The sequence below is a fragment of the Lysobacter sp. Soil_N_23 genome, from assembly GCF_057656135.1.
In genome coordinates this window covers 35599-46620 of sequence record NZ_JBDGKY010000026.1, presented here as the reverse complement: position 1 = coordinate 46620, position 11022 = coordinate 35599, and the positions used below count along the sequence as shown (strand labels likewise).

Annotated in this window: 13 protein-coding genes; 9 read left to right on the top strand and 4 right to left on the bottom strand. The window is 66.7% G+C overall.

The genetic code is table 11. The features are described from left to right. Window positions 1–140: 140 nt before the first annotated feature. Window positions 141–641, bottom strand: a complete 501-nt coding sequence (locus AC3A3X_RS16130) for an acyl-CoA thioesterase (RefSeq protein WP_487584037.1) — start codon at window positions 639–641, stop codon at window positions 141–143. Next, window positions 638–1246: an NADPH-dependent FMN reductase gene (locus AC3A3X_RS16125; RefSeq protein ID WP_487584036.1), complete on the bottom strand. Its 609-nt coding sequence runs from the start codon at window positions 1244–1246 to the stop codon at window positions 638–640. The genes AC3A3X_RS16130 and AC3A3X_RS16125 overlap by 4 nt, the downstream gene beginning before the upstream one ends. Window positions 1247–1287: 41 nt before the next feature. Here AC3A3X_RS16125 and AC3A3X_RS16120 point away from each other — a divergent pair, with 41 nt between their 5' ends. From AC3A3X_RS16120 to AC3A3X_RS16095, 6 genes are all read left to right on the top strand, one after another. Then, window positions 1288–1785, top strand: a complete 498-nt coding sequence (locus AC3A3X_RS16120; protein ID WP_487584035.1) for a hypothetical protein — start codon at window positions 1288–1290, stop codon at window positions 1783–1785. 96 nt (window positions 1786–1881) lie between these two features. Beyond that, window positions 1882–2766 (top strand): subclass B3 metallo-beta-lactamase, encoded by an 885-nt coding sequence (gene bla, locus AC3A3X_RS16115; protein WP_487584034.1) that lies wholly within the window; start codon window positions 1882–1884, stop codon window positions 2764–2766. Further along, a complete protein-coding gene (locus AC3A3X_RS16110) occupies window positions 2766–3254 on the top strand; it encodes an NUDIX hydrolase (protein WP_487584033.1) in 489 nt (162 codons plus the stop codon). The genes bla and AC3A3X_RS16110 overlap by 1 nt, the downstream gene beginning before the upstream one ends. A gap of 11 nt (window positions 3255–3265) precedes the next feature. Next, a complete protein-coding gene (locus tag AC3A3X_RS16105; RefSeq protein ID WP_487584032.1) occupies window positions 3266–3817 on the top strand; it encodes a hypothetical protein in 552 nt (183 codons plus the stop codon). A 59-nt stretch (window positions 3818–3876) separates the two neighbouring features. Further along, window positions 3877–4179, top strand: coding sequence for a type II toxin-antitoxin system HigB family toxin (locus tag AC3A3X_RS16100; protein ID WP_487584031.1), 303 nt, complete (start codon window positions 3877–3879; stop codon window positions 4177–4179). Next, a complete protein-coding gene (locus AC3A3X_RS16095; protein WP_487584030.1) occupies window positions 4176–4535 on the top strand; it encodes a helix-turn-helix domain-containing protein in 360 nt (119 codons plus the stop codon). The genes AC3A3X_RS16100 and AC3A3X_RS16095 overlap by 4 nt, the downstream gene beginning before the upstream one ends. 372 nt (window positions 4536–4907) lie before the next feature. On the opposite strand, the gene AC3A3X_RS16090 is transcribed toward AC3A3X_RS16095, so the two are convergent. Beyond that, entirely contained in the window at window positions 4908–6194 is a 1287-nt protein-coding gene (locus AC3A3X_RS16090) for a dicarboxylate/amino acid:cation symporter (RefSeq protein WP_487584029.1), read from the bottom strand. 145 nt (window positions 6195–6339) lie between these two features. Between AC3A3X_RS16090 and AC3A3X_RS16085 the strand changes: the two genes are divergently transcribed. Continuing rightward, window positions 6340–8079 carry an alkaline phosphatase gene (locus AC3A3X_RS16085; RefSeq protein ID WP_487584028.1) on the top strand — a complete coding sequence of 580 codons (1740 nt, stop codon included), beginning with the start codon at window positions 6340–6342 and terminating at the stop codon, window positions 8077–8079. 102 nt (window positions 8080–8181) lie between these two features. Here AC3A3X_RS16085 and AC3A3X_RS16080 read toward each other — a convergent pair whose 3' ends face one another. Then, a complete protein-coding gene (locus AC3A3X_RS16080; protein ID WP_487584027.1) occupies window positions 8182–8601 on the bottom strand; it encodes a CopD family protein in 420 nt (139 codons plus the stop codon). Window positions 8602–8876: 275 nt separating this feature from the next. Between AC3A3X_RS16080 and AC3A3X_RS16075 the strand changes: the two genes are divergently transcribed. Both AC3A3X_RS16075 and AC3A3X_RS16070 read left to right on the top strand, forming a co-directional pair. Further along, window positions 8877–9485 carry a class I SAM-dependent DNA methyltransferase gene (locus AC3A3X_RS16075; RefSeq protein WP_487584026.1) on the top strand — a complete coding sequence of 203 codons (609 nt, stop codon included), beginning with the start codon at window positions 8877–8879 and terminating at the stop codon, window positions 9483–9485. A 159-nt stretch (window positions 9486–9644) separates the two neighbouring features. Then, on the top strand, window positions 9645–10928 hold the full coding sequence (locus AC3A3X_RS16070) for a polyhydroxyalkanoate depolymerase (protein ID WP_487584025.1): 1284 nt from the start codon (window positions 9645–9647) through the stop codon (window positions 10926–10928). Window positions 10929–11022 lie beyond the last annotated feature (94 nt).

Below are 11022 nucleotides of genomic sequence, written 5' to 3'. Positions count from 1 at the left end.
GGATGTCCCGCGCCCCGCATTCGGACAGGATGTCCGACTAAGGGGCGGAGCAATCCCCAGCCCGGCGGACGGCGCCCCTCCGACACCTCAGCGCCAAACGCCCGGACACCTGAGCGCCCGGACACCGAGCGCACGAAGGCTCAGACTTCCTGCGCCGCCAGGCTCAGCTCGTTCATCGTCGCCTCGATGCCCTTGCTCAGCTCCATCACCTTGAGCGCGTACTCGCCCAGGTGTCGGTCGACGTCGTTGACCGGCGTCCATGGCGGCACCGGCGTCGGCTTGCCGTCGGCACCGTCGAGAGCGACGAAGACGATCACGCAGTGCGTGCACAACCGGTCGTCTTCCGGCCCCTCCATCGGATCGCGCGCCTTCACGTCGACCGCGAAATGCATGCTGGTCGTGCCCGTGTGCACCAGCTTGGTGTGCACCGTGACCATGTCGGAAATGCGGATCGGCGCGACGAAGCGGATACCGCCGACGGCCACCGTCACACTGTAGGTCCCGGCCCAGCCGACCGCCGCCGCATACCCGGCCTGGTCGATCCACTTCATCACCACGCCACCGTGGACCTTGCCCCCGTAATTGACGTCGGACGGCTCGGCGAGGAAACGCAGGTTCAGTTCACGCTGTCTTCCGCTCATGGCTGGGCTCCGCTTGTGGTTTCGGTGAGAGTGGCCCGCACGTGGCGCACCACGGCATTGGCGACACCATGCACACCGTTCCTGAGTCGATCGTCGTTGAGGATGCCGTAGTCGGGCAGCTTGTCGGCGGCCTGTCCGACCGCGACCTGCTGCGGCACCACCAGCAGCCCGAGCTTGGCAAGCGCGTCGCGTAACACCAGCAGAGAACGCAGACCACCGAGCGGACCGGGCGAAGCCGACACGATCCCGGCGACCTTGTCCTGGAACAACGCCACACCGGAACTACCGGCACCGGTCGGCCGCGAGATCCAGTCGAGCGTGTTCTTGACCAGCGCCGGCATCGAACCGTTGTACTCCGGCGTGCTGATCAGCAGCCCGTCGTGGCGCGCCATCAACGCCTGCAACTGGCGCACCGCCTCGGGCATGCCCGCCGCTTCGATGTCGCCGTCGTAGACCGGCAGCGAATAATCGCGCAGCTCGATCAGGGTGACCTCGGCCCCGGCGGCGCGCGCCCCCTCGGCCAACACATGGATCAGGCGCCGGTTGTAGGACCCCTGGCGCAGGCTTCCGGCAAAGGCGAGCAGTCGTGGAACAGCAGCAGGCATTCCTGGCTCCGTGGTACGCGTCGGACGGCGGAGGATCGATTATGCGCGGCACGCGTGAGCTTGCGGCATGGCCGCGCGCGGGCGATCCTCGCGACCAGGCAATCGAGGACAACACCATGGGGCGGACGATCCTGGGCATGCTGGTCGGCGTGGTGGTCGCCGTGGCGGTGATCATGCTGGTGCAAATGCTGGGTCACTCGGCCTGGCCGCCACCGCCGGGCCTGGACATCACCGATCCGGCCAACGAGGCGGACTTCGCCGCCTTCGTCGCGCAGATGCCGCTCGGTGCCAAGCTCATGGTGCTGCTGGCCTGGCTGCTGGGCACCTTCACCGGCGCCCTGGCCGCGGCGAAGATCGCCCGTCACCAGACCGCCGCCGCGCTGCTGGTCGCGCTGGTGGTGATGTCGGGCGTGCTCGGCATGATCCTCAGGATCCCGCACCCGGGCTGGCTGTCGGTGTGTGGCCTGGTGCTGCCGATCCCGGTGGCATTGCTGGCGGTGCGATTGGTATATCGGCGCAGCACGCTGCCGAAGGTGTAGGCGACATCCAGACACAACGGGTGAACACCGGCACATATCGGCCGCGTCAAAATCGCCGAAACTGTGCGCCCCCCATCTGAGCCGTCGCCAATGCCAATGTTGCGCGTTTCCGCTGTCGCCTCCCTGCTGCTGATCGCAATCGCCTCGTCGGCCGCCGCCGCGCCGGCGCAGAAAGCAGAACCGGCCCTGCCGCAACTGAAGGCCTATGAAGCCCATGAGGAATGGAGGCAACCGGTGCCACCGTTCCGCATTGGCGACCGCACCTGGTACGTCGGCACGGCCGGCCTGAGCGCATTGCTGGTGAAGACCGATGCCGGCGCCGTACTGATCGACGGCGGCATGCCGCAGGCTGCCGACACGATCCTTGCCCGCATGCTCGAGCTGGGCGTCGCGCCGTCCGACCTCAAGTACATCCTGCACAGCCACGCCCATATCGACCATGCCGGTCCGCTCGCGGCGATCCAGCGCGCGACCGGAGCGCGAGTAGTCAGCAACGCAGAATCGGCCGCCATGCTCGCCCGCGGTGGCAGCGCCGACCTGCATTTCGGCGACGATATGGTTTTCCCTCCACTGCACGCCAACCGCCTGGTGCTCGACGGCGAGGCGGTTGAACTGGGCGGCATGCGCTTCGTCGTGCATTTCACCCCGGGACACACGCCGGGCAGCATGAGCTGGACCTGGGACGACACACGCAACCGCAAGCCGCTGCGCATCGCCTACGTCGACAGCCTGTCGGCGCCGGGTTACCGGTTGGCTGGCAATCCGCGCTACCCGCACATCCTCGACGACTACCGTCATAGCTTCGACGTCGTGCGCGCCCTGCCCTGCGACGTGTTGATCACGCCCCATCCCGACGCCAGTGGCTGGACGCCCGGCGACGCCGCGTCGCCGCATCCGCAACCGGTCAGTTGCCGCGAATACGCCGATCGCGCCGCGACCCGGCTCGATGACCAGCTCAAGGCCGAAGAGGCGAAACACTGATGCCGTACACGCCGATCGTGGCCACCCTGGGCTACGTCCTCTCGCCCGACGGCCGCCACGTGCTGATGGTCCATCGCAATGCGCGCCCGGACGACCACCAGCTGGGCAAGTACAACGGCCTGGGAGGCAAGCTCGAGTCGCATGAGGATGTCGTCGCCGGCATGCGCCGCGAGATCCACGAAGAAGCCGGCATCGACTGCGAGGAACTGAAGTTGCGCGGCACGATCAGCTGGCCCGGCTTCGGCAAGCACGGCGAGGACTGGCTGGGTTTCGTGTTCGTCATCACCCGCTTCAGCGGTACGCCGCACGCGAGCAACCCGGAAGGCACGTTGGAATGGGTGCCGCTGGACCGGTTGCACGAACTGCCGATGTGGGAAGGCGATCGCAACTTCCTGCCACTGGTGTTCGACGACGATGCGCGCTCGTTCCATGGCGTCATGCCATATCGCGACGGTCGCATGCTGTCGTGGTCATACTCGCGGGTATAGGGATGAGCAACATGAAGACACGAGCATTGACCGTGACGGTTGCGCTGCTGGTGGCCGGATGCGCTACCGGAACCGCGACCATCGTTGAAGACGCATCACCTTCCGGCCAGGTCGGCATGCGCGACATCAGCGCCGTCATCGCCCCGACGACTCGCATGCAGCTGGCCGACAACGAATCGTTCCTGATGCCACTCGACGACAGCGCCAACGCCACCCCGGCCTACCCGGACGCTCTGCTGGCGCGGCGCCTGCCCGCGCAGATCGTGTGCATGCGGGTCAGCGTCGACCGCGACGGCGCCGTCTCCTCGTCGGCGCCGCTGGTGAAGATGCCCGAATGCCCCGGCGAGGACCTGGTGGATGCCGCCTTCTTCGGCGCAGCAGCCAAGGCTGTCTCTGGCTGGCGATTCGATCCGGCGCTGCGCTGCGTGTTCCCCGATGCAAAGACCAAGGAGAACACGATTGCCAGCTGCGGCGGATACCAGGCGATCCCCGAGGCGGTCAGCCTGACCTACCGTTTCGTGTTCGAGCAGAAGGATGGTCGCGGCAGCGTGCGCGTGCTCTAGCGAGCGGGATGTCGGGTAGGGTGTTGCATCAGTCCCAAAATGGGACTATAGTTTATCCCGTGAAAGTTATCGCCCTCGGCACCCTCCGCACCTTCTGGGAAACCCATGCAGACACCGAGCAGCCCCTAAAGGCGTGGTACGACGAAGCGAAGGTCGCTCAGTGGGCCACGCCGCAGGACATCCGGGACCGCTACACCAGCGCCAGCTTCGTTGCCCATAACCGCGTGGTGTTCAACATCAAGGGCAACGATTACCGGCTGATCGTTGCCGTGGCCTACCGGGTCGGCGTCATCTACATCAAATTCATTGGCACGCACGCCGAGTACGACAAGGTGGATGCAGCCACCGTGGAGCACGCATGAACATCAACCCCATCCGCAGCGAGAAGGACTACCGCCACGCGCTGGCTGAGGTGTCGCGCCTCGTCGACCTCGATCCCGAAGTGGAGAGCGATGAGGGCGCGCGCCTGGAGGTGCTCGCGACGCTCGTCGAGGCGTACGAGCAGCGACGTTTCCCCATCGCGGCGCCGGACCCCATCGCGGCGATCCGTTTCCGCATGGAGCAAGCTGGCCTCACGGTGAGCGACCTGGTGCCGTCGATTGGGGCGACCAACCGTGTTTATGAGGTTTTAAGCGGCCGCCGCGACCTGTCCATCACGATGATCCGCAATCTTCACCGCAATCTCGGCATACCGGCGGAGAGCTTGATTGGTGCCTGATGCGCCATCGACATGGCGCACGGAGGGTTAGATTTCCTATCGCCGCAGACTTGTCACCCGAGCCCCGCCCAGCGCGGGGCTTTCCGTTCGCGGACCGCGAAATGATGTGAATGAAATGCGCGGGTGGGTAAGTTCAAGTCCAGCCTTGAAGGAATCCTCACGGGGCTGATCTGGCGCGAAGGGCGTCTCTGACGCAACAGTGGCGTCAATGCCAGTCGAAGCGCGGCCTGCACGCGCAATTGAACCGCTGGGAGCGCCTCCCCTGCAGAACTCAACAATCGTTGACGCCATGCAGGTTGGCCAAGGCGAACAGGGTGTTGAGCTGGGCCACTTTTTCAGAGCTTCCCTAGCGCCCTGCCGGCACCGACGACCTCAGATCCGCCCGATCTCGGCCCGCTCGCCCTCGGCGATGCCCAGATTGCTCGAAGCGGCCTCATAGACCTCGCGGTCCAGCATGCCGGTCTCCTTGGCCACCAGCACCGGCACCAGCATCTGTCCGGTGACGTTGGTCATGGTGCGCATCATGTCGAGCACGCGGTCGATCGCGACCAGGTAGCCGATGCCTTCCAGCGGCAGGCCGGCCGCGGACAGCACCAGCGTCACCATGACGATCGCGGTGCCCGGCACGCCTGCGGTGCCGAAGCTGCCCAGCACCGAGGCGATGAGGATGGTGAAGTACTGGCCCGGTTCCAGGTGCAGGCCGAAATACTGCGCCACGAACAACGACGTCAGCGCCGGGTAGATCGCCCCGCAGCCGTCCATCTTGATGCTCGCGCCCAGCGGCACGGCGAACGCGGCGTAGTCCTTGTCGACGCCCAGGTTGTGCGTCACCGAGCGGATCGCCGCCGGCATCGCGGCGAAGCTCGACGAGGCGACGAATGCCACCTGCATGCCCGGCGCCGCGCCGCGGAAGAACTTCAGCGGATTGAGCCCGTGCACCAGCAACAGGCTGCCGTAGACGAAGACGATGTGCAGCGCGCACGCCAGGTACAGCGCGAACACGAACGTGCCCAGCGGCAGCAGCTTCTCGAAACCGTAGGCGCCGACCAGCGAAGCGATCAGGCCGAACGTGCCCAGCGGGGTCAGTTCCAGCACGAAGCGGGTGACCTGCACCATCGTGTCGCTGGCCTCGGCGGCCAGCTTGCGCAACGTCGCGGTGCGCTCGCCGAGCTTGACCAGGGCGAAGCCGACCAGGCCGGCGAACACGATCACCTGCAGGATCTTGCCGTCGCTCAGGGCCTTGAACGGATTGGTCGGGATGACATCGAGCAGCACCTGCGTCGCCGACGGCACCTCGCGCACGGTGTAGTCCGGCGCCACCGTCAGCCCGGCCAGGCCGTGACCGGGTTGCAACACCCAGCCGACCGACAGTCCGACACCGACCGCCAGTGCCGCGGTGATCGCGAACCAGACGAACGTGCGCCCACCCAGCGCCGCCACCGACTTCTGCCCGTGCAGGCTGCTGATGGCATTCATCACCGCGAAGAACACCAGCGGCACGGCGATCATCTTGATGCCGTTGACGTAGATCGTGCCGAGCGGTCCGAACCAGGTTTCGGCGGAATGGCCGAACAGCCAGCCGGCGAGCGCACCCAGTACGAATCCGGCCAGCACGCGCTGCCAGAACGGGATGCGGAGCCAGGCCGAAACCACCTTCATCGGAACCGTCGCTTTGCGTTACCTGTCGGATTTGCACGATATCCCAGCCCGAACTGGCCTGCGACCCCGTGAATGCAACACCGGTGTCCCAGCACTGCAATAACGCCCTGCATAATCGCGGTTTGCCTGCCGACACCCCTGACCGATGTCCCGACTGCCGCACGCCAGCCTGTCTCACGTCTGCCTCACCCTCGCCATCACCGTGCTTGCCAGCGCCTGCGCCAGCCAGGGCGTCCGCACCCCGTCCGCGGCCTCGGCCGTGTCGGCGGCTTCCTTGTCGGCGGCCTCTTTGTCGGTTGAAGTGCCGGTCATCAAGCACCCGCAAGGGGAAACGCCCGCCTGGTGGTTCCGCGACGGCGCGGCGCAGGCCGCACAGCGTGGCGCAATGTCGGGCAAGGCGAAGAACGTGATCCTGTTCGTCGGTGACGGCATGAGCCTGACCACCGTCGCCGCCGCGCGCATCCTCGACGGCCAGCGCAAGGGCGGATCGGGCGAGGAGAACCGGCTGAGCTGGGAGCGCTTCCCCGCCACGGCACTGAGCAAGACCTACAACACCGACTCGCAGACGCCCGACTCGGCCGGCACCATGAGCGCCATGGCCACCGGCGTGAAAACGCGTGCCGGCGTGCTCAGCATCGGCCAGCAGGCAGCGCGCCGGAACTGCGCGCAGGCCTTGCAGGCACCGATCCTGACGTTGTGGGAACTGGCCGCAAGCCAGGGCCTGGGCACCGGCGTGGTCACCACCACCCGCGTCACCCACGCCACGCCCGGCGCGACGTTCACTCACTCGGCCGAACGCAACTGGGAAAACGACGTCGACATGCCCGACGAGGCGAAGGCCGCCGGCTGCATCGACATCGCCCGGCAGCTGATCGAAACGCCCTACGGCAACGGCCCGGACGTGCTGATGGGCGGCGGCCGCGGCGAGTTCATGACCGCACAGCAGACCGACCCGGAATACGACGACAAGGTCGGCCAGCGCCTCGACGGCCGCGACCTGGTCGCGCAATGGAAGCAGCGCCATCCCGACGGCACCTATGTCTGGAATGCACGGCAGTTCGCCGCCGCGCCGACGCAGGGCCCGCTGCTGGGTTTGTTCGAACCCGACCACATGCAGTTCTCGCACGACCGCCCGCAGGACGGCGCCGGCGAGCCGACGCTGGCGGAAATGACCCGCGCCGCGATCGCGCGCCTGCAGCGCAACAGCAACGGCTACGTGCTGCTGGTCGAAGGCGGCCGCATCGACCACGCCAACCATTACGGCAATGCCTATCGCGCGCTCACCGACACCATCGCCCTGAGCGAAGCGGTGCAGGCGGCTGCCGAGGCGACGTCGGTCGACGACACGCTGATCCTGGTCACGGCCGACCATTCGCACACGCTGAGCTTCGTCGGCTATCCGGTGCGCGGCAATCCGATCCTGGGCAAGGTCCGCGGCGCCAGCGGCGAGGAAGGCGAGAACGGCGACTACGCCATCGACTCACTCGGCCTGCCCTACACCACGCTCAGCTACAGCAACGGCCCGGGCTATGTCGGCGCGAGCGCGCAGCAGGGCGAAGGTCCGAAGAAGTTCCAGCACACGGTCAGCGGCGTGCAGACCCCCGAGCGCGGCCGTCCGGACCTGCGCAACGTCGACACCCAGGACCCGGACTACCTGCAGGAAGCGCTGATGCCGATGAGCGCCGAATCGCACGGCGGCGATGACGTCGGCATCTGGGCGCGCGGCCCGGGCAGCGAGGCGGTGCGCGGCAGCGTCGAGCAGAACGCGATCTTCCACTTCATGCTGCAGGCGATGCCGAAACTGCGCGACGGGCTGTGCAAGGCCGGCGACTGCGACGGCAACGGCGTGCCGGTGACGCTGCCGGACCCGGCGAAGTTCCGCTGAGACCAGCCGACCGACAATCGTAGGAGCGAGCTTGCTCGCGATCAGCCTGATCGCCGCTGATGCGCCTGATCGCGAGCAAGCTCGCTCCTACCGATACGCGAGTCAGAACGGCTTGGCGATCACCAGATAGACGATCGCCACCAGCAGCAGCACCGGCAGCTCGTTGAACCAGCGCAGCGCCTTTGACGAGGGCAGCGCCTTGCCGGCTTCCACGCCCTTGAGCCAGCGCCCGCTGACGATGAAGTACGCCAGCATCACCGCAACCAGCGCGAGCTTGGCGTGCAGCCAGCCACCGCTGACCTTGAAGTGCAGCCACAGCGTCAGGCCGAACACGAAGGCGAGGCCGAACATGATGTGGCCGAAGCGGTAGAGGCGCTTGCCCATCAGCACTAGGCGCGCGCGCACCGCCGCGTCGTCGCCGGCTTCGGCGAGGTTGACCAGGATCCGCGGCAGATAGAACACGCCGCCCATCCAGGCCATCACGAATACGAGGTGCGCGGTCTTGGTCCAGAGATAGGCCATGGGTTCTGCTCCGAAATGCGGGCAATAGGATGGCATACCTGTCCATGCCCCTGACGACGCGCAACGATGCGCTACCGCCTTCCCCGTCATCCCCGCGAAGGCGGGGACCCAGTGACTCTGCTGTTTGCGGTCATTGCGCGTGTGCGTTGCAACCCACAGCCACGACACTGGGTTCCCGCCTTCGCGGGAATGACGGGTAACCTTCGCCTTCGCGGGGATGACGGGTTGATGGATTACGATGCCCCGTCCCGCGCCAGCCGCAATCGATCGATCCGATGAGCAAGCAGTACGACCAGACCTACTTCGACCGCTGGTACCGCAAGGGCGCCAGCAAGGACCACGCCGTCGGCAGCGGTGCGCGACTGGCGCGCAAGGTCGCACTGGCCGTCGCCACCGCCGAGTACCACCTGGAACGGCCCATCCGCAGCGTGCTCGACATCGGTTGCGGCGAAGGCGCCTGGCGCGCACCGCTGCTGAAGCTGCGACCGAAACTGCAGTACCTGGGTTTCGACAGCAGCGACTATGCGATCACCCGCTACGGCGCCCGCCGCAACCTGCACTACGCCCGCTTCGGCGACTTCCAGCACCTGCGCCCGTGCCCGCCGGTCGACCTGCTGGTCTGCAGCGACGTGATGCATTACCTGGACACGCGCGAACTCGATCGCGGCCTGCCGGCCTTGGCCGAGCTGTGCGGCGGCGTCGCCTTCCTGGAAACCTTCACCCGCGAAGACGAAACCGACGGCGACAACCACGACTTCAAGCAGCGACCGGCGCGCTTCTATCGCCAGCGCTTCCAGGCGTTGGGCCTGACCGCGCTGGGTTCGCACCTGTGGCTGGCACCGGCGCTGGCCGAGCGCCTGGTCGCCCTCGAACGTCCCGCCTGACCTGGGTAGGAGCGAGCTTGCTCGCGATCAGCGTCTGGGAGCATCCCGACGCACCCTTCGCGAGCAAGCTCGCTCCTACCAAAGCCCAATTCAGTTTCAAGCCCTGCCGATCCCTTATGCTGCGACGCAGCAAACCGCCAACCTGACCGGATTCGACAAATGCTCTATCAGATGCACGAGCTTGGACGCGCCTGGATGACCCCGATGACCTACTGGGCCGAAGCCAGCGCCAAGATCTTCGGCGCCAACGGCGGGTGGTTGTCGTCGTTGCCGGGCGCGGCGCAGGCCGCCGCCGGCTACGAACTGATGTACCGGATCGGCAAGGATTACGAGAAGCCCGAGTTCGGCATCCACTCGGTCGACATCGACGGCGTCGCCTACCCGGTCGTCGAGCGCGAGATGCTGCGCAAGCCGTTCTGCCGGCTGCTGCGCTTCAAGCGCTACGCCGACGACGCCGGCAACCTGCGCGACCTCAAGGACGACCCGCCGGTGCTGGTCGTCGCGCCGCTGTCGGGCCACCACGCCACGCTGCTGCGCGACACTGTGCGCACGCTGCTGCGCGACCACAAGGTCTACATCACCGATTGGGTCGATGCGCGCATGGTGCCGACCGCGGATGGCGAGTTCTCGCTGGACGACTACGTCGCCTACATCGAGGAGTTCATCCGCCATATCGGCGCGAAGACGCTGCATGTGATCAGCGTCTGCCAGCCGACGGTGCCGGTGCTGGCCGCGGTGTCGCTGATGGCCGCGCGCGGCGAGGACACACCGCGTTCGCTGGTGATGATGGGCGGCCCGATCGATACCCGCCTGAACCCGACCAAGGTCAACGACCTAGCCACCGACAAGCCGCTGGCGTGGTTCGAGAACAACCTGATCCACCCTGTGCCGGCGAACTACCCGGGGCATGGTCGCCGCGTCTACCCGGGCTTCCTGCAGCACGTCGGATTCGTGGCGATGAACCCAGAGCGCCATTTCACCTCGCACTGGGACTTCTACCAGGATCTGGTCAAGGGCGACCTAGACGACGCCGCCGCCCATCGCCGCTTCTACGACGAGTACAACGCCGTGCTCGACATGCCGGCCGAGTACTACCTGCAGACGGTGCGCATCGTGTTCCAGGAGCACCTGTTGCCGCGTGGCCTGTGGGACGTGCGCGGCGAGCGCGTCGACCCTTCGCGCATCCACGGTACTGCCCTGCTGACCATCGAGGGCGAACTCGACGACATCTCCGGCCAGGGCCAGACCCGCGCCGCGCACACGCTGTGCACCGGTGTATCGGAAGCCGATCGCGAGCACCTGACGGTCAAGGGCGCTGGCCATTACGGCATCTTCAGCGGCCGTCGCTGGCGCACGCAGGTGTATCCACAGGTGCGCGACTTCATCGCGCGCCATGCCGTTCCGGCGGAATCGAACGGGGACGCACCGGCGAACCCTTCCTGAGGTTTCGTCGTACCGCTGAGGTTTCGTCGTCCCTGCGAACGCCGCCCCTCACCGTCATCCCGGCGAACGCCGGGATCCACCTTGACCGTCATCC